Origin of the sequence: Actinomyces sp. Marseille-P3109, assembly GCF_900323545.1 — a bacterium.
In the GTDB taxonomy this organism is placed as follows: Bacteria; Actinomycetota; Actinomycetes; order Actinomycetales; family Actinomycetaceae; genus Actinomyces.
Window position 1 is genome coordinate 543,779 of sequence record NZ_OOHN01000008.1, and the last position, 25,755, is coordinate 569,533.

At 67.3% G+C, this 25,755-nt stretch carries 28 protein-coding genes and 3 tRNA genes; 21 read left to right on the top strand and 10 right to left on the bottom strand.

Annotated features, from left to right (window positions below):
- Positions 1-28: 28 nt before the first annotated feature.
- From BQ8008_RS02635 to BQ8008_RS02685, 11 genes are all read left to right on the top strand, one after another.
- Positions 29-916 (top strand): carbohydrate ABC transporter permease, encoded by an 888-nt coding sequence (locus BQ8008_RS02635; protein WP_199907920.1) that lies wholly within the window; start codon positions 29-31, stop codon positions 914-916.
- Between the two features lie 42 nt (positions 917-958).
- Complete coding sequence (locus BQ8008_RS02640; protein ID WP_234415191.1) at positions 959-1,756, top strand: carbohydrate ABC transporter permease; 798 nt, start codon at positions 959-961, stop codon at positions 1,754-1,756.
- Positions 1,757-1,928: 172 nt separating this feature from the next.
- Positions 1,929-2,849, top strand: coding sequence for a dihydrodipicolinate synthase family protein (locus BQ8008_RS02645; protein ID WP_108832688.1), 921 nt, complete (start codon positions 1,929-1,931; stop codon positions 2,847-2,849).
- A gap of 254 nt (positions 2,850-3,103) precedes the next feature.
- Complete coding sequence (locus tag BQ8008_RS02650; RefSeq protein ID WP_108832689.1) at positions 3,104-4,135, top strand: ROK family protein; 1,032 nt, start codon at positions 3,104-3,106, stop codon at positions 4,133-4,135.
- 67 nt (positions 4,136-4,202) lie between these two features.
- A complete protein-coding gene (locus BQ8008_RS02655) occupies positions 4,203-4,952 on the top strand; it encodes an N-acetylmannosamine-6-phosphate 2-epimerase (RefSeq protein WP_108832690.1) in 750 nt (249 codons plus the stop codon).
- Positions 4,953-5,142: 190 nt separating this feature from the next.
- Positions 5,143-5,424 carry an HU family DNA-binding protein gene (locus tag BQ8008_RS02660; protein WP_003783064.1) on the top strand — a complete coding sequence of 94 codons (282 nt, stop codon included), beginning with the start codon at positions 5,143-5,145 and terminating at the stop codon, positions 5,422-5,424.
- A 232-nt stretch (positions 5,425-5,656) separates the two neighbouring features.
- On the top strand, positions 5,657-6,517 hold the full coding sequence (locus BQ8008_RS02665) for an ABC transporter ATP-binding protein (protein WP_108834588.1): 861 nt from the start codon (positions 5,657-5,659) through the stop codon (positions 6,515-6,517).
- Positions 6,493-8,217 carry a transporter gene (locus tag BQ8008_RS02670; protein WP_108832691.1) on the top strand — a complete coding sequence of 575 codons (1,725 nt, stop codon included), beginning with the start codon at positions 6,493-6,495 and terminating at the stop codon, positions 8,215-8,217. Before BQ8008_RS02665 ends, BQ8008_RS02670 begins: the two co-directional genes overlap by 25 nt.
- 122 nt (positions 8,218-8,339) lie before the next feature.
- The gene (nagB, locus tag BQ8008_RS02675) at positions 8,340-9,080 is read left to right on the top strand and encodes a glucosamine-6-phosphate deaminase (RefSeq protein ID WP_108832692.1); all 741 of its coding nucleotides are present in this window, start codon (positions 8,340-8,342) and stop codon (positions 9,078-9,080) included.
- 94 nt (positions 9,081-9,174) lie between these two features.
- Positions 9,175-9,540 (top strand): DUF3039 domain-containing protein, encoded by a 366-nt coding sequence (locus BQ8008_RS02680; protein WP_108832693.1) that lies wholly within the window; start codon positions 9,175-9,177, stop codon positions 9,538-9,540.
- Positions 9,537-11,360, top strand: coding sequence for a DEAD/DEAH box helicase (locus BQ8008_RS02685; protein ID WP_108832694.1), 1,824 nt, complete (start codon positions 9,537-9,539; stop codon positions 11,358-11,360). The genes BQ8008_RS02680 and BQ8008_RS02685 overlap by 4 nt, the downstream gene beginning before the upstream one ends.
- Before the next feature lie 45 nt (positions 11,361-11,405).
- Here the strand turns inward: BQ8008_RS02685 and BQ8008_RS02690 are convergent, their stop codons facing one another.
- Positions 11,406-12,776 (bottom strand): nicotinate phosphoribosyltransferase, encoded by a 1,371-nt coding sequence (locus tag BQ8008_RS02690; protein WP_108834590.1) that lies wholly within the window; start codon positions 12,774-12,776, stop codon positions 11,406-11,408.
- 158 nt (positions 12,777-12,934) lie between these two features.
- Between BQ8008_RS02690 and clpS the strand changes: the two genes are divergently transcribed.
- Genes clpS through BQ8008_RS02715 form a run of 5 tightly spaced genes read left to right on the top strand, consistent with a single transcriptional unit; the run spans position 12,935 to position 16,213 of the window.
- Positions 12,935-13,270 carry an ATP-dependent Clp protease adapter ClpS gene (gene clpS / locus BQ8008_RS02695; RefSeq protein ID WP_199907921.1) on the top strand — a complete coding sequence of 112 codons (336 nt, stop codon included), beginning with the start codon at positions 12,935-12,937 and terminating at the stop codon, positions 13,268-13,270.
- Positions 13,270-13,989, top strand: a complete 720-nt coding sequence (locus BQ8008_RS02700) for a DUF2017 family protein (protein WP_108832696.1) — start codon at positions 13,270-13,272, stop codon at positions 13,987-13,989. The genes clpS and BQ8008_RS02700 overlap by 1 nt, the downstream gene beginning before the upstream one ends.
- Before the next feature lie 30 nt (positions 13,990-14,019).
- A complete protein-coding gene (gene murI / locus BQ8008_RS02705) occupies positions 14,020-14,880 on the top strand; it encodes a glutamate racemase (protein ID WP_234415435.1) in 861 nt (286 codons plus the stop codon).
- Positions 14,877-15,674, top strand: a complete 798-nt coding sequence (locus BQ8008_RS02710) for an MBL fold metallo-hydrolase (protein WP_108832698.1) — start codon at positions 14,877-14,879, stop codon at positions 15,672-15,674. The genes murI and BQ8008_RS02710 overlap by 4 nt, the downstream gene beginning before the upstream one ends.
- Positions 15,671-16,213 carry a DUF3054 family protein gene (locus BQ8008_RS02715; RefSeq protein WP_108832699.1) on the top strand — a complete coding sequence of 181 codons (543 nt, stop codon included), beginning with the start codon at positions 15,671-15,673 and terminating at the stop codon, positions 16,211-16,213. The genes BQ8008_RS02710 and BQ8008_RS02715 overlap by 4 nt, the downstream gene beginning before the upstream one ends.
- 62 nt (positions 16,214-16,275) lie before the next feature.
- Here BQ8008_RS02715 and rdgB read toward each other — a convergent pair whose 3' ends face one another.
- On the bottom strand, positions 16,276-16,983 hold the full coding sequence (gene rdgB, locus BQ8008_RS02720) for an RdgB/HAM1 family non-canonical purine NTP pyrophosphatase (RefSeq protein WP_108832700.1): 708 nt from the start codon (positions 16,981-16,983) through the stop codon (positions 16,276-16,278).
- 3 nt (positions 16,984-16,986) lie between these two features.
- Positions 16,987-17,817, bottom strand: a complete 831-nt coding sequence (gene rph, locus BQ8008_RS02725) for a ribonuclease PH (protein ID WP_108832701.1) — start codon at positions 17,815-17,817, stop codon at positions 16,987-16,989.
- 151 nt (positions 17,818-17,968) lie between these two features.
- On the opposite strand from rph, the gene BQ8008_RS02730 reads away from it, so the two are divergent.
- Positions 17,969-18,262, top strand: coding sequence for an antibiotic biosynthesis monooxygenase family protein (locus tag BQ8008_RS02730; RefSeq protein ID WP_108832702.1), 294 nt, complete (start codon positions 17,969-17,971; stop codon positions 18,260-18,262).
- A 232-nt stretch (positions 18,263-18,494) separates the two neighbouring features.
- The gene (locus tag BQ8008_RS02735; RefSeq protein ID WP_159086763.1) at positions 18,495-18,740 is read left to right on the top strand and encodes a hypothetical protein; all 246 of its coding nucleotides are present in this window, start codon (positions 18,495-18,497) and stop codon (positions 18,738-18,740) included.
- Positions 18,741-19,621: 881 nt separating this feature from the next.
- Here BQ8008_RS02735 and BQ8008_RS02740 read toward each other — a convergent pair.
- The 6 genes from BQ8008_RS02740 to BQ8008_RS02765 form a co-directional block, all read right to left on the bottom strand.
- A tRNA-Leu gene (locus BQ8008_RS02740) sits at positions 19,622-19,703 on the bottom strand.
- A 68-nt stretch (positions 19,704-19,771) separates the two neighbouring features.
- Positions 19,772-20,248 (bottom strand): thioredoxin-dependent thiol peroxidase, encoded by a 477-nt coding sequence (gene bcp, locus BQ8008_RS02745; RefSeq protein ID WP_108832704.1) that lies wholly within the window; start codon positions 20,246-20,248, stop codon positions 19,772-19,774.
- A 147-nt stretch (positions 20,249-20,395) separates the two neighbouring features.
- Positions 20,396-20,611: a hypothetical protein gene (locus BQ8008_RS02750; protein ID WP_108832705.1), complete on the bottom strand. Its 216-nt coding sequence runs from the start codon at positions 20,609-20,611 to the stop codon at positions 20,396-20,398.
- Positions 20,612-20,900: 289 nt separating this feature from the next.
- Positions 20,901-20,976: transfer RNA gene (locus BQ8008_RS02755), tRNA-Lys, on the bottom strand.
- Positions 20,977-21,023: 47 nt separating this feature from the next.
- Positions 21,024-21,096: transfer RNA gene (locus BQ8008_RS02760), tRNA-Lys, on the bottom strand.
- Positions 21,097-21,268: 172 nt separating this feature from the next.
- Entirely contained in the window at positions 21,269-21,613 is a 345-nt protein-coding gene (locus tag BQ8008_RS02765) for a hypothetical protein (RefSeq protein ID WP_234415192.1), read from the bottom strand.
- Between the two features lie 201 nt (positions 21,614-21,814).
- Here BQ8008_RS02765 and BQ8008_RS02770 point away from each other — a divergent pair, with 201 nt between their 5' ends.
- Entirely contained in the window at positions 21,815-22,735 is a 921-nt protein-coding gene (locus BQ8008_RS02770) for an ATP-grasp domain-containing protein (protein WP_108832706.1), read from the top strand.
- 56 nt (positions 22,736-22,791) lie between these two features.
- Positions 22,792-23,166 (top strand): YccF domain-containing protein, encoded by a 375-nt coding sequence (locus BQ8008_RS02775; RefSeq protein WP_108832707.1) that lies wholly within the window; start codon positions 22,792-22,794, stop codon positions 23,164-23,166.
- A gap of 48 nt (positions 23,167-23,214) precedes the next feature.
- Here BQ8008_RS02775 and BQ8008_RS02780 read toward each other — a convergent pair whose 3' ends face one another.
- Positions 23,215-24,555, bottom strand: a complete 1,341-nt coding sequence (locus BQ8008_RS02780) for an amino acid permease (RefSeq protein ID WP_108832708.1) — start codon at positions 24,553-24,555, stop codon at positions 23,215-23,217.
- A gap of 175 nt (positions 24,556-24,730) precedes the next feature.
- Between BQ8008_RS02780 and mmuM the strand changes: the two genes are divergently transcribed.
- Positions 24,731-25,708: a homocysteine S-methyltransferase gene (gene mmuM, locus BQ8008_RS02785; protein WP_108834592.1), complete on the top strand. Its 978-nt coding sequence runs from the start codon at positions 24,731-24,733 to the stop codon at positions 25,706-25,708.
- The last annotated feature ends 47 nt before the right edge of the window (positions 25,709-25,755 follow it).

Genomic DNA, 25,755 nt, shown 5'->3' on the forward strand with positions numbered 1-25,755 from the left:
CCCGCCACCCAGTCCGAAAGGTGAACTCATGACACGCATCAAACGAATGAACTGGACGGGCGTGTGCTTCGTCGCGCCCTCAATGATTGTCGTTCTCGCCCTCCTGATCTACCCCGTATTCTCCAGTATCTGGTACTCCTTCACGGACAAGAACCTGTTACGCACCAGCTACCACGTGGTCGGGATCTCCAACTACACGGACCTGCTCGGCTCCTCGAGCTTCTGGAACGCATTCGGGGTATCGATCAAGTGGACCGCAGCCTCTCTTGCCGGTCAGCTCGCGATAGGCATGGTGCTGGCTCTCGCACTGGACCGGGTTCCGCGCGGATCAGGGGTGTTCCGTACGCTCCTGATCGTCCCCTGGGCCTTCCCCGCCATCATTACCGCCTTTGCCTGGAAGTGGATCCTCAATGATGTCTATGGATTCCTCCCCAATCTCCTGACCTCTCTTGGGGTGACTGATAAGAACATGGCATTGCTGGGTAACCCCGACACGACCTTCTGGGTTGCGCTGCTGATCAACATCTGGTTCGGTGCCCCGATGTTCATGGTGAACATCCTCTCCGCTCTCAAGACGATCCCTCAGGAGCAGTACGAGGCCGCGATGATGGATGGTGCCTCCGGATGGCAGAGGTTCAGGTTCATCACACTGACACATATTCGTGAGGTCATTGGTCTGCTGGTCATCCTGCGCACCATCTGGGTCTTCAACAACTTCGACATGCTCTTCCTCCTGACCGGCGGTGGCCCGGGGGAGAGGACCACGACGCTGCCGATCTTCGCCTACCAGGAGGGCTGGAACCTGCGGCAGCTCGGTGTCGCATCCACCGTCACGATCCTGTTACTGATCTTCCTGCTGCTTCTGGCCTTCGGGGCATTCAGGATGCTCAACCGCTGGGAAAAGGAAAGGGGCTGAACCATGCGACGTGCTGGTCGTAGTCCGTGGGGTACGGTGTGCGTGTACCTTATTCTCATCGTTGCCGCCTTTATTGCGGTGTTTCCGCTCGTGTGGGTCGTCTCCTCGTCCTTCAAGACCTCGCATGAGCTCTCGCAGAATCCGTTGCAGCTGTTCTCCAGCTCGCCGACACTTGATCACTACCGCAAGGTGGTCGAGGAGATCGGGTTCCTGACGAACCTGAAGAACTCGCTGCTGATCGCCGGATGCTCCACAGTCATCGCCGTCCTGGTCTCGCTGCTCGGGGCCTACGGGATCGTGCGCTTCTTTCCGCGCGTCGGGCGACAGCTCACCAAGATTCTTATCGGGACCTATATGTTCCCGCCGATCCTGCTCGCCATCCCGTACACCATCACCATGGTCAAGCTCGGGCTCATGAATAGTTATATTGGGTTGATCATCGCATACCTGTCGTTCTCGATACCCTATGCGATTTGGATGCTCATCGGGTTCTTCCAGACCGTCCCCGTCGGGATTGAGGAGGCTGCAGCAGTCGATGGGGCCAGCCGGTTCCGGGTGTTCTGGCAGATCTCGGTACCCATTATTCTCCCGGGAATCGTGGCGACTGCCGTTTACACCTTTATCAATACCTTCAACGAGTTCCTCTACGCGCTCCTGTTCATTACCGAGTCGGACAGGATGCCCGTCGCAGTCGGCCTCTACTCTCTCCAGGGGTCGGAGGTTCTCGACTGGGGAGCCATGATGGCTGCTTCCGTGATCGTGATCGTCCCGTCGGTCGTTTTCTTCATGGTCATCCAGAAGCACATCTCAGGCGGGCTCTCAGAGGGCTCCGTCAAGTAGCCCTTCTGGGGGAGCGTCCCCAGTCCTGCCCTCCTGCCGCTCCGGCGTGCGCGACGAGAGTGATCGTTCGATCGCGCGCGCCGGGGTGGCGCCGAGCGGGAACATCTGCAACAATGACTCCTGACGTCAGATGTCAGACGTCCGATAAACTTTCAATGAAGAGAGACACCACATGGACAACCGTTTCACCGGCGTCATCCCGCCGGTTGTCACCCCTTTTACCGCTGAGGGCGAGGTTGACCTCGACAGCCTGGACAAGGTCGTCGAGCACCTTATCGCCGGAGGCGTCGATGGCCTGTTCGCCCTGGGGTCCTCCGGAGAGGTCGCCTACCTCACCGACGCCCAGCGCGAGGCTGTTATCGAGCGCGTCGTCAAGACGGCCGCGGGTCGTGTACCGGTGCTCGCCGGCGCCATCGACACCACGGCCCACCGCGTCATCGACCAGGCCCGCCGGGCCGTCGCCCTTGGGGCCGAGGCGATCGTGGCGACCTGCCCCTTCTACGCCCTCAACGACACCGAGGAGATCAAGGCCCACTTCCGCGCCATCGCCGAGGCCATCGACGTTCCGGTGTTCGCCTACGACGTCCCCGTGCGCCTGGGAGGCGCCAAGCTCGGCCGAGACCTTCTCGTCGAGCTGGGAAAGGAGGGCGTCATCGCCGGTGTCAAGGACTCCTCCGGCAACGACGTCGCTTTCCGCAGGCTGGTTGCCGCCAACGAGGCCGCAGGTCACCCGCTGGCTCTTCTGACGGGGCATGAGTGCGTCGTCGACGGCATGCTCCTGCTGGGTGCGGACGGGCTCGTCCCCGGCTACGGCAACGTGGACCCGGTCCGCTACGCCCAGATGTGGAAGGCCTCTCGCGAGGGCCAGTGGGACGAGGTGCGTCGTATCCAGGACGAGATCTGCGCCGGCTTCGAGATCGTCTTCGTGCCCCAGGGGCGTTCGGCCGATGCCACGGGTATCGGCGCGTTCAAGACCGCGATGGAGGCGATCGGAATCATCGCCACCAACGAGATGGCGTTCCCGGTCAAGGCGCTTCAGGGCGAGACCAAGGATGCTGTTCTGGAGATCGTCAAGGCACAGGGCCTCATCTGACGCCATCCGACAACCTGCTGGTTACGCGCCCGACCGTTCCCGACGTTCTGATATCTCGGTCAGACATCTGAACGAGTCGGGCGCGCAGCAGCCGCCGGCGGCATCCCGGCCCCGTCGCGTCCCCACTTCCGTGTGCGAGCGGACCCAGGTGCATCGCCGCGTTCGTTGTCTTGTCGGCCATCCGCCTCCGTCCCTCAGATCACTGCACCCGCACGCACCCGTACTGCACACCGAGTACCACTTTGGAGAGTGCCATGAGCCAGGATGTCCTCCCATCCGCCCCCACGACCCCATCACCGTCCGGCGAGGCGCCGCTCGTCGTCGGACTCGACCTCGGCGGCACCAAGATGGCCGCGGCCCTGGTGGACGTCCACGGGACCCTGCGAGGTCCGGTGGCCTCCTGCCCGACTCCGGCTCACGACGGCCCTGCCGCCATGCTCGACTCCATCAGTGCGCTGGTGCAGCAGGTCGTGACTGCCGGAACCCATGAGGCTCCAGGGCTGCCAGCCTCCGTCGCAGCGGTCGGCATCGGCACCGCCGGCGTCGTCGACGTCGAGACCGGGACGATCCTGTCCGCCACCGACGCCATCACCGGCTGGGCCGGCACGCAGGTCGCCGCCGGCGTGCGGGAACGGCTCGTCTCCGCGGGACTGGGGGCGCTTCCAGTCCACGTCGAGAATGACGTCGACGCCTACGCCGCGGGGGAGGCGTGGCTCGGTGCCGGCGCCGGTTCAGAGGTCGTCCTCATGGTGGCCGTGGGTACCGGTGTCGGCGGCGCCCTCGTCATCGAGGGGCGAACCCGCCGGGGCGCCCACCACGTCGCGGGGGAGATCGGCCACATGCCCGTGCCCGGCGCGCAGGGCGAGCCCTGTACCTGCGGCAGGCCGGGACACCTCGAGGGCATCTCCGCCGGTCCCCAGATCTACCGTCGCTACCTGGCCAAGGGGGGAGATCCCGACGTACCCGACGCCCGCGAGGTGGAGAGGCGCGCCGACTCAGGGGACGGCATCGCCCAGGAGGTCTACCGCGACTCGGCGGTCTGCCTGGGCAGGGCGCTGGCCGGCCTGGTCGCCGTCATCGACCCCGACGTCGTCGTCGTCTCCGGGGGCCTGGCCCGAGCCGGCGAGCTGTGGTGGGGGCCCCTGCGGCAGGCCTTCGCCTCGGAGATCATCGACCCGCTGGCGCCCATCAAGATCGTTCCGGCCACATTGGGGACCACCGCTCCGATCGTCGGCGCGGCCCGCGGCGCCCTTGTCCTGGCCGAAACCCGGAACGGGCCCGCGTAAGCAGTCGCGAGTCCTCCCGGCCACCGACAATCACAGCCATCAGGCACCATCAGACAGGACCGTACCCATGACCGAGCAGACAGCATCACACCCGTCCGCGGAGCAGCAGTCGGCGGACGCGCACCTCCATCCCGTCCTGGAGCGCCTGAGAGGAGGGCTCATCGCCTCCGCCCAGGCGTATCCGGGTGAACCCATGCGCGACCCTCGCACCATGGACGAGGTGGCCCAGGCCTGTGTCGCCGGCGGTGCCGTCGGCATCCGTGCTCAGGGCCTGGCGGATCTGGCCCTCATCTGCCAGCACGTCGACGTGCCTGTCATCGGCCTGTGGAAAGAGGGGCACGACGGCGTCTTCATCACCCCCACCCTCACTCACGCCATCGCCGTGGCCGCCACCGGCAGCCAGATCGTGGCCCTGGACGGCACGCGCCGTCCCCGTCCCGACGGACTAAGTCTCGCCCAGACCGTCGAGGGCCTCCGACAGGCTCGCCCCGAGGTCCTCATCATGGCCGACTGCGGGTCCCTGGATGACGCCAGGGCCGCGCAGGACGCCGGGGTCGACATCCTGGGGACCACCTTGGCCGGCTACACCGGGGAGCGTCCCAAGACCGACGGCCCCGACCTCGAGCTCGTCGACCAGATCGCCGGTGTGGCGGAGGTCCCGCTCGTCGTCGAGGGACGGGTTCACACCCCCGCGCAGGCCGCCGCCGCCATGGAGCACGGGGCCTTCGCCGTCGTCGTCGGTACCGCGATCACCCATCCGACCACCATCACGTCGTGGTTCGCGAACGCCCTACCGGGTGCCCTCTGGAAGGGCTGAGCAGAAACGGCGTCGTTCCGCGACTTGCTCCGCATGTGACGGGTGTGACTGCTGGGGTGCAAATGTGCGAATTGTTACTCGCTATCCAGCGCGACACTCCGGTCTGACCTGACAAACCCAAGGTTTTATGCGTAGCGTTGCCAGAAGTGGCACCACATAAGGGTGTCCGTCCACGATCGAGAGGGAAGACATGTCCGTCAACCGCACCGAGCTCATCGCCGCCATCGCCGAGAAGGCCGGCCTGACCAAGACCGACGCCGACGCCTTCCTGGGAGCCTTCCAGGATGTCCTCGTTGAGAACGTCGCCAAGGGTGAGGCTGTCAAGATCACCGGTCTCATGGGCATCGAGCGCGTCGAGCGTGCCGCACGTACTGGCCGTAACCCCCGCACCGGTGAGGAGATTCAGATCCCCGCCGGCTACGGCGTCAAGGTCACCGTCGGCTCCTCGCTGAAGAAGGCTGTCGCCGAGTGATACGTGGGGCCGTGCCCCTGATGTCCTGATTCCGGTCCGTCGCTGCAAGGTGCAGCTGACGGACCGGAATCGTTCTCATGCGACGACGTGCACGGGCCTGGGTATCGCAGTGTGCCGCTGACGATACTCAGGGGGCGGTTCTGAGGGAAGAAGGCGACGACCTTCGATCTCCTCCTACGATCTCCTCCTATCGACGGAGGACCGAGTGGGCAGTCGCTCCTACAGTGGAAGCATGCCTGCCTCCACCTCTCCAGCGAGTCAACTCGACAGTTCTCACGCGTCTCACACGGTTGCGGCACTGGCGGGGACTCCGCCCAGATCCGCGTCCGCATCGGTGCCCGCACTCCGCCTAGTCGGCCTGGTCAAGGCCTTCGACCGCAAGGTCGCGGTAGACCGGCTGAACCTCGATATCCCGGTCTCCAGCTTCTACGGCATCGTCGGCCCCAACGGCGCCGGCAAGACGACCAGCCTGTCGATGGCCACCGGACTGCTGCGCCCCGACGCAGGCCAGGCGCTGGTCCACGGTGTTGACGTGTGGGCCGAGCCTCTGCGGGCCAAGGCGCTCCTGGGAGTCCTGCCCGACGGGCTGCGGACCTTCGACCGCCTCAACGGTCTTGAGCTCGTCACCTACTCCGGCCTTCTGCGCGGGCTCGAGCGCGACGTCGTCGTGCCCCGTGCCACCGAGCTGGTCAAGGTCCTGGGACTGTGGGACGCCGGCACCACTTTGGTGGCCGACTACTCGGCAGGCATGCGCAAGAAGATCCATCTGGCCTGCGCCATGGTGCACTCGCCCTCCATCCTGGTCCTGGACGAGCCCTTCGAGGCCGTCGACCCGATCTCGGCGCAGACGATCCAGGCGATTCTGAAGGACTATGCCGCTGCCGGCGGCACCGTGGTCATCTCCAGTCATGTCATGTCCACCGTGCAGCGCCTGTGCGATCACGTGGCCATCATCAACACCGGTCGAGTCGTGGCCGCAGGGACGACGGAGCAGGTCGCCGCAGGAGCCGATCTCGAGCAGCGCTTCACCGAGCTGGTGGGGGCCCAGGTACGGACGGAGGGGCTGTCGTGGTTGCGACCCTCATCAAGCTGAAGTGGCGCCTGACCCTCAACGCCCTGAGCAGGAACGTCTGGGCCATCGTCGGTACCGTGATCGGAGCCCTGTACGGGCTGGGGGTACTGGGCATGGTGCTGGCAGGGGCCGTTGGTCTGGGACTGAGCTCAGATCCCCAGGTCACAGCACTGGTACTAGGCTCCCTCGGGGCGCTGCTGGTAGCTGGCTGGGCCGTGGTGCCCCTGCTCGTCACCGGGGTCGACTCCACCCTGGACCCCCGAGCCATGGCCGCCTGGACTGCTCCGTCGCGAGGACTGGCCGTTGGACTGCTAGCCGCCGGCGCCCTCGGCATTCCCGGCTGCCTGACAGCCGTCATCTGCCTCATCCCGGCTCTCACCTGGTTGGTAGCCGGGCAGACCCTGGCGGCGTTCCTGGCGTTGCTGTGCGCTCCGGCGGCCCTGGCCACCTGCGTCATCCTCTCCCGGATCGTGGTGACGGCCGCGGGAATCTCCTCGTCGCGCCGAGGACGCGAGACGACGGCGATCATCGCCTTCCTGGCCGTTCTGGCGGTCACGCAGCTGCCCAATCTGATCTCCAGGCTCATCGGGGACGACGTCTCCGGCTTCGTCGAGCACATCAGGGCGGCGGCCAGGATCCTGGGACTGACTCCCTTCGGCTGGGCCTTCGCCGCCCCCGGGCTGGTGGCCAATGGCTCGGTGCTTGCAGCGCTGGCACTGACGATCGGCGCCTGGATCATCCCCCTGGCCCTGCTTCCCCTGTGGCAACGAGTCGTGGGCGGGGTGATGGCCTCCCCGGGGACCGCACAGGTCCGCGCCCGCGCCTACGCCGCGCGAGGCGCGAGCGCTGACCCGCATCATGAGAGCCAACCCGATGTACTGCCGTGGGCACGCAGGCTCGGTGCTCTTCTGCCGGAACCGGCGGCCGCTGTGGCTGCTCGGTGCCTGCGCTACTGGCGCACGGATCCCAGGTACCTGGTCCAGTTTCTGAGCATTTTGCTCATGCCGGTCGTCCTTGTCCTGGTCCCCACTCTCAACTCCAGCACGCACACCTTCTATGTCAACGGGCAGCGGCTGGAGACCAGCCTCGCCATCGGGCACGCTCCAGTACTCCTGCTGTTCATGGCGCCGGCGCTGGCAATGTTCATGGGCTGGGCGATCCATGACGACCTCGGCCTGGACTCCACCGCCCTGTGGAGCCACATCAGTGCCGGTGTCAGAGGAGCGCACGACCGTCTGGGACGTGTCGTCGGCGCAGCGCTGTGGCAGGTCCCCCTGCTGCTGGCCGTCGATCTGCTCATGAGCCTGTGGACCGGTCAGTGGGCGGCCCTCCCAGCTGTGACCGGTGCCTGCCTGGCGCTCCACGGCTGTGCGCTGGCGTGGTCCTGCCTCACCAGCGTCCTGCTGCCCTATGAGACACTCGCCCCCGGAGACAGCCCCATGCGCTCGCGGACCTCGGGAACGGCTTTCCTCGCCGCGGTCATCCAGATGGTGGCGATGCTTCTCCTCCTCGGCATCTGCTCGCCCGTGCTGGGGGTGGCGATCTACGGCGTCGCCCAGGGCTCGCTGCTGTGGGAGTGGGGGGCCCTCGCTCTTGGGGGCGTGTGGTGCTCTCTGGCGCTCTGGGTCGGGGTCGTCATCGGGGGGCGGCTGCTGGACCGGCGCGGCCCCCAGGTACTCGCCACGATCCGCACCTGGCCGGGACACGCTCAGCCTGTCTGAGAACACATCCACAGACTGATCGATTCTGACGAATTGGGGTAGGATTGCTGTAAAGCCGCTCAAGATCGTGGCGGCTCACAGACGTCGCCAAACCTAGTAGTCATGTCAGAGAGGACATCATCGTGCAGCTTGTCATTCTGGACTCCGCGCAGGCGCTCGCCCAGCGGGCGGCAGATGAGATCGAGTCGCTGCTCACTGCCAAGCCGGCAGCCGTGCTGGGCACTGCCACCGGCTCCTCGCCCCTGCCCCTGTACGACGAGCTCGCCGCGCGCTGCGCCGCCGGCCGCATCAGCTTCGCCGAGGTCACCGGCTTCATGCTCGACGAGTACGTAGGCCTGCCCGCAGGGCACCCGGAGCGCTATGCCACCTTCATGGAGACCAATCTGCGTTCCCGCGTCGACATGCGCCCCGGTGCCCTCCACGGTCCGGACGCGCTGAGCAAGGACCTTGAGGCCGCCTGCCGCGACTACGAGGCGCAGATGGCGGCGGCCGGCTACTGCGACCTGCAGATCCTCGGCATCGGATCCGACGGGCACATCGGATTCAACGAGCCCGGCGGCGACCTCGACTCGCGAACGCATGTCGGCGAGCTCCACGAGCAGACCCGCCGCGACAACGCCCGGTTCTTCGATGGTGACGTCGATGCGGTGCCCACCCACTGCATCACCCAGGGGCTGGCCACCATCATGGAGGCCCGCAAGCTCGTCCTCATCGCAACCGGGGAGGGCAAGGCCGAAGCCATCGCCCAGCTCGTCGAGGGCGAGGTGAGCCCCGAGTGGCCGGCAACCGTCATGCAGCGCCACGATGACGCCCTGGTGCTCGTCGACCCCGCGGCCGCCAGCCGGCTCACCTCGAAACCCTGACAGAGGCGTCGCCCATCTCAGGGAGAGCCTCGCCACAGGGGCAGGGTGGGGTGGGCGACTGCCGGTGCGCACTGTGCGACCTAGACTGGGCGGCATGACAGATGTCCTCGCCAGCGCTGATCCAGGATCGCCCGGAGCCCCCACCGACCCGGCCGCCGAGCCCACGCAAGGTGTTGGTACGGCCGTCCTGGAGCGCGAGGAGCTCCAGTCGACCGACGACGGCGACGCGGACCGCTTCGCCCACTACGTCCGCAAGGACAAGATCGCCGCGGCCGCCGTGACCGGACGTCCCGTTGTGGCACTGTGCGGCAAGGTCTGGACGCCCGGGCGCGACCCGTCGAAGTACCCGGTGTGCCCCACCTGCAAGTCCATCTATGAGGAGATGCGCAGCGGCGACGACTCCGGCAGCGGCAAGGGGCCTCGTTTCCCCCGCCTCCCCTTCGGGCGAGGCGGTCGGTGAACGCCGCTCGCGGCGGCCAGGCGACCCACGCAGTCCCGACTCGGGCCTCGACGTCGGCGGCCCAGAACCTCTCCCCGGCCTACCCGCGCCGCGCGGCCTGGGGAACGGCCGGGTCGCTGCGCGCCTGGCAGGCCGCGGCCCTGCGACAGTACCTGGAGGCGATGCCCCAGGACTTCCTGGCCGTGGCCACGCCCGGAGCCGGTAAGACGACCTTTGCGCTGCGGGTGGCCACCGAGCTGCTCAGCGCCGGTGACGTCCACAAGGTGACCATCGTCTGCCCCACCGAGCACCTCAAGTACCAGTGGGCCGAGGCCGCCGCCCGCGTCGGTATCCACATCGACCCCTCCTACTCCAACTCCCAGGGCGCGCTCGGCTCGCGCTTCGACGGCGTCGCCCTGACCTACGCGCAGGTGGCCGCCAACGCCAACCTGCACCGCGCCCGCACGGACCAGGCCCGTACCCTCGTGATCCTCGATGAGATCCACCACGGCGGAGACGCCCTGAGCTGGGGGGACGCGATCCGCGAAGCCTTCACCCCGGCGCGCCGGAGGCTGGCCCTGACCGGAACACCCTTCCGCTCCGACACCTCCCCGATCCCGTTCGTGCGGTACCAGGAGGACGCCTCCGGCTCGAAGCGATCCCAGGCGGACTACTCCTACGGCTACTCCGACGCGCTGCGCGACGGCGTTGTGCGCCCGGTGATGTTCATGTCCTACTCGGGGCAGATGCGGTGGCGCACCAAAGCCGGCGATGAGGTCGCGGCCCGCTTGGGCGAGCCCCTCACCAAGGACCTGGAGGCCCAGGCCTGGCGCACCGCACTCGACCCGGCGGGGGAGTGGATCCCCGCGGTCCTGGCCGCCGCCGACCAGCGCCTGACCGAGGTGCGCCGCCAGGTGCCCGACGCCGGGGCCCTCGTCATCGCCTCCGATCAGGCCAAGGCCCGTGCCTATGCCAAGCAGCTGCGCGCCATCACTGGCGAGGCTCCCACTGTAGTCCTCTCCGACGACAACGGCGCCTCCAGCCGCATCGAGGCCTTCTCCGCCTCCACAGACCGCTGGCTCGTGGCCGTGCGCATGGTCTCTGAGGGCGTGGACGTCCCCCGGCTCGCCGTGGGCGTCTACGCCACCTCCACCTCCACCCCGCTCTTCTTCGCCCAGGCGGTGGGGCGGTTCGTGCGCTCGCGGGCCCGCGGCGAGACCGCCTCGGTCTTCCTCCCCTCGGTGACGCCCCTGCTGGCCCTGGCCGGCGAGATGGAAGTGGCCCGTGACCATGTCCTGAACCGTCCCGACTCGGCGGCGCAGGAGGATGCCCTGTTCAGCCCCGAGGACCGGCTGCTCGCTGAGGCCAACAAGACCGAGAACGCCTCGGCCGATCTCCTGCCCGGCTTCGAGGCCATGGACAGCCAGGCCGAGTTCGACCGGGTGCTCTTCGACGGCGGCGAGTTCGGAACCGGCGCCATGGTGGGCAGCATCGAGGAGCAGGAGTACCTGGGTCTGCCGGGGCTGCTGGAGCCCGCGCAGGTGACCGCCCTGCTGCGTCAGCGCCAGGACAAGCAGATCGCCTCCCAGAAGCAGCAGGCCGCGGCCGAGGCGCAGAGGCGGAAGAACTCAGGCGTCGACGACGCTAGGCGCCGGGCGGCGGCCCGCAAGGAGCTCTCCCAGCTGGTCGCCGCCTGGGCGCGCCGCTCCAGCCAGCCGCACGGCGTCGTCCACACCGAGCTCCGACGCGTGTGCGGGGGCCCGGAGGTGGCGGCCGCCTCCACCGAGGAGATCGAGAAGCGCATCCAGACCCTGCGGCGCTGGTTCGTCGGCAGGCGCTGACCCGTCGGGCTCGGATCTGGACGCGATGGGGCTGCCACGGCCGGCTCAGCGCCGGGTGGCGCTTCGACTGTCGAGGTCGACGTGGCGGGTCGGCAGCGCCGATTCCCCGTAGCTCAGGCGCCAGGCGTCGTAGGGCAGCTCGGCGCGGGACGCCCGGTGCCGCTTCGCCGCCGCGCTCAAGGCCTCCTTGCCGCGGTGCTCCTCGATGATCCGGCCCTCATCGACCAGGAGCACCTGGAGCGGCCTGGCGCCGGCCTCGTCCAGTGCGGCCAGCCCCTGATCCTGCGAGCCGGAGGAGACCACCAGCTCCTCGGCCGCCGTGCCCTCAGCAGTGAGGATGCGGCCGGCCCACTTGCGGCCGCCCACGGTGGATTTGCCTCCCGAGGAGAACTTGGCGACCTCCTCCATGGTGCCGTCGGCTCCCTCGCGCTCCACCAGTTTGTAGACGAGTGCTGCGGTCGGGCGCCCCGATCCGGTGACGAGCTTGGTTCCCACGCCGTAGGAGTCCACTGGGGCGGCTCCCAGCGCGGCGATGGCGTGTTCGTCAAGGTCGTTGGTCACGGTGATCTTCGTCGACGTCGCTCCCAGGGCATCGAGCTGAGCCCGTACCTTGAAGGCCTCGGCCACCAGGTCACCGGAGTCCAGCCGTACTGCCCCGAGCTCGCCCCCGGCTGCCCTGGCCGCCTTGACGGCCCGCTCCACTCCGGTGGCGATGTCGTAGGTGTCCACCAGGATGGTGGTGCCCGGGCCGAGGCTGGCCACCTGCGCGGCGAAGGCCTCCTCCTCGGTGTCGTGCAGAAGAGTGAATGAATGAGCCGAGGTCCCCACCGTTGGGATCCCGTAGAGCAGTCCCGCCTCCAGGTTGCTCGTCCCCACGAAACCGCCGACAACCGAGGCGCGTGCTGCTGCGACGGCCGCCAGCTCGTGGGCACGGCGGGCGCCGAAGTCCACGCACGGACGCCTGTGGGCGGCGATCGTCATGCGGGAGGCGGCTGCGGCGACAGCGCAGTCGTAGTTGTAGATCGACAGGGCCAGGGTCTCCAGGATGCAGGCCTCGGCGAAGGTGCCTTCGACAGTCAGGAGAGGGGAGCCGGCGAAGTAGCACTCGCCCTCGGCGTAGCCCCGGATCGTGCCGGTGAAGCGGTAGTCGCGCAGGAAGTCCAGGGTCTCGTCGTTGACGACCCCGGTGCGGTGCAGGAAGTCGATCTGGTCGGGGGTGAAGGTGAAGGCCTCGATGGCGTCCAGCAGCCGGCCGGTGCCCGCAACGACGCCGAAGCGGCGCGATCCTGGAAGCCTGCGGCCGAAGAGCTCGAAGACACTGCGTCTCGTGGCGGTCCCCGACTCCAGCGCACCCTGAAGCATGGTGAGCTCATACATGTCAGTCAGAAGTGAGGTGGAGGCAGTGGGCACGTCGATCGAAGTAGCGGCGGATTCGGCAGTCAATGCGGTGGTGGGCACATAGTCGTTCACGGGAACAACCTATCGCGGGTTGCCGCAGGGCTGAGCCATCAACCGCCCCACCCCTGGCTTTCAACACTGGCTTACGATCACCAGGTCGCCGTTACCCTGGTGGTATGAGCGCCTCATTGCCCGTCGCGGAACCGGAGATCCTGGAGGAGTCGCGTGCCCGCGCTCAGCGCCTGTGGTGCACCGTGGTGCACGACGACCCGGTCAACACGATGAGCTACGTGACCTGGGTCTTCCACTCCTACTTCGGCTTCTCCCTACCCGTGGCCGAGGCACGCATGATGCAGGTGCACACCACCGGCCGCGCCGTGGTCTCCCGGGGAGCCCGTGAGCGCATGGAGGTCGATGTGACCGCGATGCACGGCTACGGTCTGCGCGCCACGATCGAGCCCCTGGGCGAGGACGGCGACACTCCCGCGAGCGATTCTGCAGGAGGCGACTGATGCAAGCCTTCCGCCGTGTCTCCGAGGGACTGGCCTGCGGTCTCGACGACTGGGAGCGAGAGCTCCTCGCCCGCCTGGCCCTCGAGGTCAGAGCCCTCCTCCAGGCCGACGACCCCGCTCATGATGGCGCTCGTGACGTTGGTGGGGGCGCGAGTGAACCGGAGGCCTCAGAAGCTGCTTCGCCGTCGTCCTGGCGCGACCCGGGGCGCCCAGGGGAGAGCGAGCGCGACCGCGAGGTCCTGGCGGCTCTGGACTTCGATGTCGACCCGCCGGCCAACCGCATCCACACCGGCCGGGCGACCACGAATCCCGTCGTCGGGATCCTGCTCCCGGAGGCGTCGGAGGATCCCATCACCGCGATGGAGGTGAGCAGCCTGACGCGCGGGCGACTGCGCGATGAGAAGTCCGACCGCCTGGTGCGGCTGGTCGCCGAGCTGCGTGCGCCGTCGGGTCCTGAGGGAACGGTGCTGGTGGCGCTCGGCCAGGAGACCGACTGGCTGGGTGCGATCAACGACATCCGGCTCGTTCTGGCCCAGCGCCTGGGCATCGAGTCGGCTCAGGACGCCAGGCACGTTCACAACGTCGCCTTTCAGGAGGCTCCTGACAGCGAGACTCCTCACGAGCAGTGGTACCGGGGTACTGCGCTCGTCTACGACATGGTCACCTGGTGGCAGGAATCACTGGTATCCGTGCTGTTCGGGGGCACAGGGCCCGCATAGTCTCGCCGTGTGAACGATGCACCGATCGGGATGTTCGACTCTGGGGTCGGTGGCCTCACCGTCGCCCGTTCTGTCCTCGACCAGCTGCCTCATGAGCAGGTGCTCTACATCGGGGACACCGCCAACGGTCCCTACGGTCCCCGCGACATCGCCGAGGTCCGCTCCCTGGCCCTGAGCATCATGGACGAGCTCGTGGACCGCGGGGTCAAGCTGCTCGTCATCGCCTGCAACACCGCCTCCGCAGCCGTTCTGCATGATGCTCGAGAGCGCTACACCCTGGGACAGGGGGTCCCGGTCATCGAGGTGATCCACCCGGCTGCGCGCACTGCGGCCCGGGTGACCCGCAATGGCCGGGTGGGGCTGATCGCCACCCAGGGGACAGTCGACTCGCGCGCCTACGACGACGCGCTCCAGGCCGTCCCCGGCGTCGAGCTCTTCTCGCAGGCCTGCCCGCGATTCGTCGAGCTCGCCGAGCGGGGTGTGACCACCGGACCCGAGGTGCTCGACGTCGCCGAGGAGTACCTGGCTCCCATCAAGGCCGCCGACGTCGACACCCTCATCCTGGGGTGCACCCACTACCCCCTGCTGGTGGGGCCGATCTCCTACGTGATGGGGGAGGACGTGGCCCTGGTGACCTCCTCGGACGAGACCGCCAAGGACGTCTACCGGGCACTGGCCCGCAAGAACCTCCTGCGCGGACCGGAGGCCTCCCAGCCGCGCCACGAGTTCCGCTCCACCGGTGATCCAGAGGCCTTCTCCGTCCTGGCCAGACGGTTCCTCGGGCCCGAGGTCGCCGTTGTCGAGCGCATCACGCCGGCCGCCGGCGCCGCGGGCGGCCTCCTGTCTCTCGACGCCCCCTCTCTTCCCGTCGTCCCCCAAGGATTTGCATGAGACTCACGATTATCGGCTGCACCGGATCCATGTCCGGTCCCCAGTCCTCGGCCTCCTCCTACCTGGTTCAGGCCGACGGAGTTGATGCCGACGGCGCGCTGCGCACCTACTCGATCGTGCTGGACCTCGGGCCGGGCTCGATGGGCCAGCTGCTGCGCCACTTGGATCCCGCCGAGCTCGACGCCATCGCGATCTCCCACTGCCACGCCGACCACATGGTCGACCTGGTGGGGATGCACGTCTATCGCCGCTGGCTGCCCACCGGGGCGCTCGGGCCGGTCGCCTGCCTCGGCCCCTCGGAGCTGCTGGAGCGCCTCCAGGGCGTCGACGGCGTCCCGCCCACCGAGCGCTACGCCACGGAGTTCGGCTTCGTCACCGCCGTTCCCGGCAGGTCCTACAGCGTGGGCCCCATGGTGATCTCGCCCTTCGAGGCGCTCCACCCGGTGGAGGCCTACGGCTACCGGATCGAGGGGCCGAGCGAGGAGGATCCCTCACGGCGGGTAGGCCTGGCCTTCACCGGTGACACCGACTTGTGCCAGGGCATGAAGGACATGGCTCAGGGCGTGGATCTTCTCCTGGCCGAGGCCGCCTTCGTCGAGGGCCGAGACACCGTGAGCGGGATGCACATGACGGGTCGCCGCGCCGGCGAGCTCGCCGCTCAGGCGGGTGCGGGCCACCTGGTTCTCACCCACATCCAGCCCTGGACGGATCCGGCCGTGCCCCTCAAGGAGGCTGCAGGCGTCTACTCGGGCCCCTTGGAGGCTGCGACGGCGGACGCCGTCTGGGAGCTGTGAGCGCCGACGGGCGAGAACGCCCCCGTCAGCAGCGGAGGATCGCCTTCACCCCGGCGCTTCCCGACGGGGCGGACTGCCCCTGGACCCGGGACCGGCGGACGCGCTGGTGGCTGGTGGTGCCCGCGGACCTGGCGGCGGTGGCACTCGTGGCCCTGTTCGGCGCCACCTCCACCCACAGCCTTGAGCAGGTCCTCGACCCCCTGTGGCAGGCGAGCGCAGCCGTCGTCGTCGCCTGGGGCGCTACCTGGTTCCTACGACGTCGCCACCCCGATCATCTGGAGATGGCATTGCCTGAGGGGCTCGTCGTCGTGGGACTCACCTGGGTGACCTGGACCGCGCTGCGCTACCTGACAGCAGCGTTCGACGACGTCGCATCCGTGGTTTCCTGGGCAGTGATGACAGGGACTTTCCTCCTGGTGTTCCTGGGAGGATGGCGATGGCTCTACGGCTACGTTCGCGCCCATGACTCCCTGACCCCTAAGGCGTTAGAACGTCGCCTCGCTGAGCAGGAGCAGGACATGGGGCGCACCCCTGAGTGACCCACTGCGAACGAGGCGCCCTGGATGAGCTACTGCCACAAGGGCTGCGCCCTCCACGGGGCTCACCGGATCAGGGCCTCCGCCAGGACCGGCGCGAGGTCGCGGAAGGTCTGGCCCCGGTGGGAGAGGGCGTGCTTCTCCTCAGGTGCCATCTGGGCTGTGGTGCGGCCCCGCCCCTCCGGCTCGTCCTCCTGGACGGGCACGAAGATCGGGTCGTAGCCGAATCCGCCCTCGCCCAGAGGGGAGTGGGCCAGGCGCCCCTCCATGGACCGCTCAATCGTGGTGACCTGCTCCGGTTGCCCTCCGGTTGCGGGCCGGACCAGGACCGCAGCGCAGGTGAAGCGCGCCGTCCGGTGAGGATCGGCGACGTCGACCAGCTGGTTCAGAAGCAGCCGAAGGTTCGCATCATCGTCACCGTGCCGACCGCTCCAGCGCGCCGAGAAGATCCCCGGTGCCCCGCCCAGAACATCGACGCACAGCCCCGAGTCGTCCGCGACTGCGGGCAGGCCCGTGGCCCGGGCCAGCGCTCGGGCCTTGAGGAGGGCGTTGTCGGTGAAGGACAGTCCGTCCTCCACCGGTTCGATGGCCTTGAGCGAGGCGGCTGAGATGACGGCCCCGGGATCCAGGCCCGGAACGAGCGGCTCAAGGATCTGCCGCAGCTCGGCCAGTTTGCCGGCGTTGTGGGTGGCCAGGACGAGTCGAGCCCCGGCAGGAGCCACAACCCGGCACTCGATCTGATTGACGTCGGCGCTGGCGGAAGAGGTGCTCACGGTTCAGGCCTCCGTGAGTCCCGAGGCCCAGGAGTCGTCAGGGGCTGTGGAGGACGAGCTGGAGGACACGGTGAAGGGCTCGCCACCGGGGCCGGCCAGGGCACGGCGCTGGAGCGCGGCGAGCTGGGCGTTGCCGGAGGCGGCCAGGTCGAGCAGCGCTCCCAGCTCGGAGCGGTCGAAGGGGGCGTGCTCGGCGGTGCCCTGGACCTCGATGAACCGGCCGTCCCCGGTCTGGACGACGTTCATGTCGGTCTGGGCGCGTACGTCCTCCTCGTAGGGCAGGTCGAGGCAGGGCGCGCCGTCGATGATCCCCACCGAGATGGCGGACAAGGAGTCCGATAGCACCGGTTTGCCGGGGCGGGCCTTGATGAGCCCCTGCTCCGTGCCCCAGGCGACGGCGTCGGCCAGGGCCACGTAGGCGCCGGTGATGGCTGCGGTGCGGGTGCCGCCGTCGGCCTGCAGGACGTCACAGTCGAGCGCGATCGTGTTCTCGCCCAGTGCGGCCACATCGATGATGCCGCGCAGGCTGCGGCCGATGAGCCGGGAGATCTCGTGGGTGCGGCCACCGACCTTGCCACGCACTGACTCGCGGCCCGAGCGCTCCGATCCGGCCCGGGGGAGCATCGCGTACTCGGCGGTCACCCAGCCCTCGCCACTGCCCTTGCGCCAGCGCGGAACGCCCTCGGTGAAGGAGGCGGCGCACAGGACACGGGTGCGTCCGAATGTCACGAGGACCGAGCCCTCGGCGTGGTCGAGCCAGTGACGGGTCAGGGTCACGGGGCGAAGCTCGTCGACGGCGCGGCCGTCCTTGCGGGTGAACGGGGCAGTTGTCATGGGCTCAGGCTACCCGGCGGCCAGCCGGCCTCGGGGCGGCCTGGGCATCTTGGGACACCGGTGGCTGTGGTCCGAGGCCGTGGTCAGGCGGTACCGTTCATCGCGATGTCTGTTCCGGCATGGAGCTAACGCAGAGACCAAGGAGAACGTTATGACCTATGTCAACATCACCGCGCTGACCTTCCCCGAGGGCGCCGAGGCCGAGATCGAGAAGCGCTTCGCCGCACGCAAGCGGGGTGTTGACACCTCGCGAGGCTTCCAGAGCTTCGAGCTGCTGCGCCCGGTCGTCGGCGAGGACCGCTACTTCGTGGTGACCAGGTGGGAGACGCGTGAGGACTATGAGCGCTGGCAGGCGGCGCGGCCCGCCGGCGGGCATGAGGACGACAAGCGCCGCGGCATGAGCGTGGAGGTTCTTGGCTTCGAGGTCGTCCAGCACGAGCAGTAGGCCCATCGGCAAGAACAGGCGTCGTGGGGTTTATGCCCTGCTCGCAGTTGCCGTGTTGGTGCGGGCGGTGCTGAAGTGTCGCTCATGGGGAGTCGTCTCATCGTGCCCTGTTGCAGCTCGTCGTAGGGTGAGGTTGGACGTAGACGGTCTGGAGTAACACAGGAGTGGACAGGCCAAGGGTGTCGACTTCGGACGAGTGCGTCAGCAGAGCAAGCAGCTGTGTGGTGCCGGGATGATGGTGTTCCCAGAGTCGTCCGCCCGTCGGTGGGGAATACTCCTGGGATGCGTCGCCTTCACCGTGCTGAGTGTCGGTCTGCTGGTACTCGCCAACCAGTCGGACTCCCTATTCCAAGTCATGCTCGGCGTGATCGCAGGTGTCGTCTTCTTCGGCTTCATCGGTACCCCCGCCATGGTGAGGAGGATCGTTCATCGTAGCCGGCTGGTTGTCGCTCCTCAGGGCGTGCGCCGGGAACGGTGATCCGGTCAGTCCTACGTTGGCAACGAGTCCCGTGTTGCCTCATGATTTCTGAGGGTTTCGGTTGTCATGGCATCTGGGATACCGGTGGGGTGGGGCGATCGGGTACTGGGATCGTTTGATCGCGTCGCCGAAGGGGTGCGCTTGGTTGCTGTGGTGGTGCTGGGCATGTACTGCATGAGGTCTGGGTGCTACTGACCGATAGATGGGTGTACTCCACGGGCGTCGGGGTCTCGTGTAGTACGGATAGCCCCTGGCCAGTGTCACCCGACCCTTGTGCAATGGCTGGCCTGAACAGGCCCCGACCGGAAGCGGTCTTGAGTGAGCGCCAGCAGGAGCCAGGCGGGCACCGCCGGGAGCCAGAAGAGAGGCCAAGGATGTCCGGATCGGTGACAAAGGCTCGGATCGTTCTCATCCACACGGAGCGCAACCGCATCATTCCAAGGTTCTCGTTCATGCGGTTCGGGGGCTGGGGAGTCCTTTGTCACCGATCTGGACACCAATGGGCCGACTCCCCTCGAAGAGTCCGGCGCAGCGGACCGACCAGGCCGCCCCGATCAGCACGCCGAGGTCTCGGTGACGACAAGGCCTACCTGGACCCCCTCCGGAGCGGGAGGCAGAGGTGGATCGTACTCATCGTTCCAATCCCGAGGGCTCACAGGACTCCGATCTGCCAGCACCCCGGCAGTGGAACCGAGCCTCAGTCAAGTCTCGTGCCCCCGGACAGGCTGAAAGGTGGCAAAAAATACTTGCTCGCAGTTCTCCAGCAGTCTTGCCAGTATCACGGCGGCCCTCAGGCAGATAGCGGCTGGATGAGCAAACGGCGTTAGCCCCTCCACGCATCAGCCCTGCGGAGGCCCAACGACGTCGGGATCCGAGATCTGTACGCGAGAAGGGACTCGAACCCTCACGCCCGAAGGCACCAGGACCTAAACCTGGGGCGTCTACCAATTCCGCCACTCGCGCTATGCCGTGCCCACTCTACCGACTTGAGCGCTGATAGCCGAATGCGGCGTCCTTGTCCGTCAGAGCTGTCAGTCCACGCCCAGCGCAGCTCGCAGCCGCTTGACGTGTCCCGTCGCCCGGACGTTGTACTGGGCCAGCGTCACGGTTCCGTCGGGAGCCACCACCACGGTCGAGCGGATGACACCAGTGTAGACCTTGCCGTAGTTCTTCTTCTCTCCCCACACGCCCCAGGCATCCATGACGGAGTGGTCGGCGTCCGACAGCAACGGGAAGGGCAGGTCGTGACGGTTGGAGAACTTGGCCTGCGCGGTCACGGAGTCGGGAGAGATGCCGACGACGGCGTAGCCGGCGGCCTTGAGCTCCTCCACGGAGTCGCGGAAGTCGCAGGCCTCCTTAGTGCAACCAGGTGTACAGGCCTTGGGATAGAAGTAGACGATGACGCCCTTGTCCGTGCTGGTGCACAGGTCGTGAAGAGTCACGGTGCGTCCGTCCTGGTCGGGCAGGGCGAACTCCGGGGCGCGGTCACCGGTGGTGAGCTGGGGCATGGGTCCTCCTCGGGATCCTGGGCGTATGCGCTCATCCTCGCATCGCCTCCGGTACCTGCGGCAGTGGATTCGGCGACTTACTTTCGTGATCTGGCGAACGTTGACCGCGACGGCAGCACGGTCCTCCTCTGTCGGGGCTGCCGCCGATCAGGCAGCCCGGGGGATCGGCCGTCGTGATGCCCTCTGTGCCGCTTCCAGACGCTCCAGCGCGCGCTCGAGACGAGAGGGGGAGACTGCTGCTCCCAGAGAGGCGAGCTCGGCACGTGCGGCGGAGAGCTCGCGATCAGCCTTTTCGCGGGCCTCGGCACCGATGGCTGCGGGCTCGGTGCTCGGCGCGGTCGTGATGTGGATGATGTGTGTCATACGTATTCCCTCAACTTCCTTCGACGTCGTCGGCCCGTGTGGGCCGGGCAGCGGTGGACGACGCGGCAGGCGATTGCCTGTGAGTCGACGCACCGCATGAGAAGACTTCTGCCGCCGTGGCGGCCTCGTCGGGCCGCGGGCGGTACTCACGAAGAGGAGCGAAAACCTGTGAAAAACAGGATCCCGATCATCTCTCAGGCTCATGCCGGAGGTGGAGGCTGTCTGTGCCGCCAACGTGCTCCCGCCGCAGTGCCTCCGGGATCTTTCCGGAGTGTGCACCTGCTCCTCGTGGTACACCGCCAGGGACTTGAACCCTGAACCCGCTGATTAAGAGTCAGCTGCTCTGCCAATTGAGCTAGCGGTGCTCGGCCTCGCTGGCCGGTGGTTCCCGGCCCGTTGGGCTGGGATTCCGTACACCGCCAGGGACTTGAACCCTGAACCCGCTGATTAAGAGTCAGCTGCTCTGCCAATTGAGCTAGCGGTGCTTCACCACAACGATGTCATTTGACGTGCTTCGCCGGGCGACGGAGGAATACTTTACGGATGGAGGATGGGTCCGTCCAGCCAGAATCCACGAAACCGCCTCATTGTGTGGCAAGTCTCAGGGACGTCTGGTGGTCTGGCCTGATGGGTGGCATCACTCCACGTCGGTCATGGTCAGTGCGACGACCGGTTCTCGGGGTCCTCGATGCTGCCGGTGCGCGACCACTGTCGGTACTGCTTCAAAGTGGCTGCCTGCTTCTCATCGAGCCGCCGCCATAGGGGGAGGTCCAGCTTCTTGCGATCCCGCACACGAGCTGCGAGGGTCCAGCCCGCCAGCATGACCAGGGCCATCACCACCCCTCCCCACAGGCTGCTGCGACCCGCACGAGCATCGGTGAGCAGCGTGACCGTTCCTCCCAGCAGGCCCGCGACGAGAATCGTCGCGACGGCGATGGCGATCATTGATGCCCAGTAGCGCTGATTGGCGGTTCCGAGAGGCTTGCGGGGCTTGGCGGTCATCTCAGCATTGTGCCACCCGCGCGTGCGCAATGATGCGGGCGCGTCCGGCTCGGAGGACCGGTGCAGTGCGGCTGTGACGGGCCGAGCGTCAGCGCCCCTCGTGTCCCTCCCGGGTGAGAGGTACTTCTTTGTTGCCGGTACGGTTCAGCGTCACACGTCTGTGGCTCTCTTCGTGACGCTGGGCGCGGTAGCGTGGGCCGCATGAGCGACCCGATCGTGACGCTGGCGACCTGCGCAGACTTCCCGGACCTTGACGACGATGACCACGGCTTGCCCGACGCTCTGCGTGCGCGTGGCATCGAGCCGAGGGTCGCCGTGTGGAACGATCCCGACGTCGACTGGGACCAGTCCGGCACCGTCGTCCTGCGCAGCGTCCGCGACTACGCCACCAAGGGCAACCACTCCGGCTTCCTTCAGTGGGCTCGTTCGGTTCCCAGGCTGGCCAACCACCCCGACGTCGTCGCCTGGAACTCTGACAAGCACTACCTCACTCGACTGAGCGAGTGGGGAGTCCCCATGATCCCGACGACCTGGCTGGAGCCGGAGGCCGGCTACTCCAAGCACCAGGTCCACACGCGCTTCCCGGCCCACGGCGACTTCGTGGTCAAGCCGGCCGTCTCCTCGGGCGGGCGCGGCACGGGGCGCTACACGGCCACGGACGCCTCCTCCCGGTCGGCGGCGATCAACGACGCCATGCACCACCTGCGCCGCGGACGCACCGTCATGGTCCAGCGCTACCTCGAGGAGGTGGATCGCAAGGGCGAGGTCTCACTGGTCTATTTCAACGGTGTGCTCTCCCACGCGGTGGAGAAGGCCCCGATGCTTCACCCCTCCTTCAAGTCGACCGACCAGGTCCACGAGGAGATCGTCACCGCGCGGGAGCCCAGCGAGCAGGAGTGGCTGTGGGGCGAGCGAGTGCGTAAGGCCATCCACACACTTATCAAGGAGGTCTCCGGTCGTGACATCCAGCTCCTGTTCAACCGTGTCGACGTCGTCGGAGACGGACAGGGTGGCTTCTACCTCATGGAGGTCTCGCTGATCGATGCGGGCCTCTACCTGGGGGCGGCCCCGGAGGCGTTGAACAACTTCGCTGACGCCATCGCTCAGCGCGTCTTCTGGTGACCGGAGATAAACGCAGAGACGCAGAGACCTTGCCCCGTGTGTGGTAGATAGGTGTCATGCGCACGCTACTCAACATCATCTGGGTCGTCTTCGGCGGGTTCTGGCTCTTCCTCGGCTACATCTTCTTCGGTCTGATCGCCTGCCTGCTCATCGTCACGATCCCCGCCGGCGTCGCATCCTTCCGCATCGCCGCCTACGTGCTGTGGCCCTTCGGGCGTGAGGCGGTTCCCGCGCCCGGAGCCGGTGCCATGAGTGGGATCAGCAACATCATCTGGTTCCTCGTCGCCGGGCTCTGGCTTGCGATCGGCCACGTCGCCACCGCCGCCGCACAGGCCATCACCATCGTTGGGATCCCGCTGGCGGTGGCCAACATCAAGCTCATCCCCGTCACCTGCTTCCCCTTCGGCAAGCAGATCGTCGAGACCCGTTAAGGCCATCTATGCGGTCCATGCGGTGGTCCTCGTTTCTGCTCCTCGCTCCTAAAGACTGATCCGGCGGTTGACTCCCCAGTAACCGACGTAGCAGATCACCAGAAAGACGATGGTGATCCCCAGGGCCGCACGCTGCTCGGGGTCGAAGACGATGAGGAGACAGGAGGCGGCTGACAGCGTGAGCGCCGCAATCGACACCCACGGGTACCCGGGAGCCCTATAGTCCAGCTCCGTCAGACTGCGGTCATCGGCGAGCCAACGACGTCGGAAGGACAAGTGACAGGCGGCGATGACCACCCACACCAGGACCACGGCGAGTCCGGAGATGGACACGAGGACCAGGTACACCGTGGAGGCGGCATAGGTCGATGTCAGCAGGGCCGCCAGCCCACCGACCATGGACAGGCCCATGGCCAGCGCCGGTACCCCGAACCGGTTGGAACGGGCCAGGACCTTGGGCAACGTGCCCTCGTTGGCCAGCGACCACAGCATACGGGTCGAGGCATAGAGCCCTGAGTTGGCCGCCGACAGGATGGCGGCAAGAATGACGATGTTCATGAGATCCCCGGCGTAGGGCACGCCGATCCTCGACAGGACCGTCACAAAAGGACTCTCCTCGACTCCGGCGTCCTTCCAGGGGATCAGTGCCGCGATGATGACGATCGAGCCGATGAAGAAGATGACCAGGCGGGCCAGCGTGGCACGGATCGCGCGAGGGATGGTGGTACCCGGATCCTCCACCTCTCCCGCCGTGATACCGATGAGTTCGGTACCGGAGAAGGCGAAGTTGACTGCAAGGATCGTGGTGAACACGGCGCCGAGGCCGTTGGGGAAGAGGCCGTCCTTGTACAGATTCGTCAGCCCCGGGGCCGAGCTGTAGCCCTCATAGGACAGCAGCCCGATTGCCGCTGTCGCGCCCAGGATGATGAACAGGATGATCGCGGCCACCTTGATCCCCGACAGCAGGGTCTCAGCCTCGGCGAAGACCCTGACTGAGACCATGTTGAGCACCAGGATCAGGACGATGAAGATGGCCGCCCACACCCATACGGGAACGCCCGGGAACCAGCCGTACATGATCATGGCGGCGCCGGTGAACTCGCTTCCCAGGGCCACCGTCCACGTGAGCCAGTACAGGACGGCCGTCACGAAGCCGGTGGCGGGTCCCAGGTACTGGCGGGCGTAGACGTGGAAGGCCCCGGTGAAGGGCATCGCGACGCTCAGCTCGCCCAGGCACATCATGACCAGGTAGACGATGAGGGCGCCGATCGAGTAGGCCAGCACGGTTCCCAAGGGGCCTGCCTGGTTGATCGTGTAGCCAGTGGACAGAAACAGCCCCGTCCCGATGACCCCGCCGAAGCTGATCATCATGAGGTGACGTCGGTTCATGCGGCGTTCCAGTGCGGTGACATGGCCAGGGCTGTCAGGAGCGTCGCGCTCAGACAACAGAGGGGGAGGAGTGGACGAGACCGCCGACGCGTCGGCGGCCCCATGAGGATCCGCAACGGGTGCCATGAGCGAGACGCTACCGGCACTTCTCGGAGCCATCCGATACCGTGTCGCAATGCGAACGTCCCCGGTGCCTGCCTCGCCCTGCTTGCAGCAGACGGCGAGGTTATCCGATCTTCTGTCGTTGGGGCCGGTCGTTCTGGACGGGGCGATGGGCACCGAGCTGGACTCTCGTGGTGTCGACACCCGTCACGCGCTGTGGTCGGCGCTCGCACTTACCGCGGCACCCGAGACCGTGCGTGCGGTCCATTCCGACTACCTGGATGCTGGAGCCCGTGTCGTCACGACCAACACCTATCAGGCGACGCTCCCGGCACTGCTGCGGGCCGGGCATGACGCGGCTGCCGCTCGGGAGATCATCGCGGCCGGGGTCCGCCTTGCCGATGAGGCCGCCCGTCGCTTCGAGGCGAAGCATCCTGAGACGCAGGTTCTCATTGCCGGAGGGCTGGGACCCTATGGCGCCTACCTGGCCGACGGCAGTGAGTACACCGGTGCTTACGACGTCGGTATCCCTGAGGACTCCGGCTTCCGGGAGGTCCACCGGCCTCGCATCGAGGTGCTGGCTGAGGAGGGAGTCGATCTGTTCGCCCTGGAGACCATCCCGCGTCTGGACGAGGCGCAGGCACTCGTCGCCATGGTGAAGGACCTCACTCCCCAGGCCGAGTGCTGGGTCTCCTTCCAGGTGCGGTCCGACGGCGCTCATCTGGCCGGCGGACACCCACTCGCCGAGGCGGCCGGCTGGGCCGAGGGGGAGGAGACGGTCGTCGCCGTCGGCGTTAACTGTGTGGCCCCCGACGTCGTCGGCCGGGCGCTTCCCGTGCTGCGTGCGGCCACCGCCAAGCCACTGGTGGCCTATCCCAATGCCGGTGATCTCTACGACCCGGTGACCAAGACCTGGCAGTCCGCAGGCGAAGGGATCGGAATCCCGGAGCTGGCGCCCTCCTGGATCGCCGCCGGGGCCCGGCTCGTCGGCGGCTGCTGCCGCACCCGTCCGGCCCAGATCCGCGAGCTCGCCCACGCGGTCTGTCCGTAGTCACGCAGCCCTTCGACGTCGAGCAGCCCGGTGAATCAGTCCGGTGG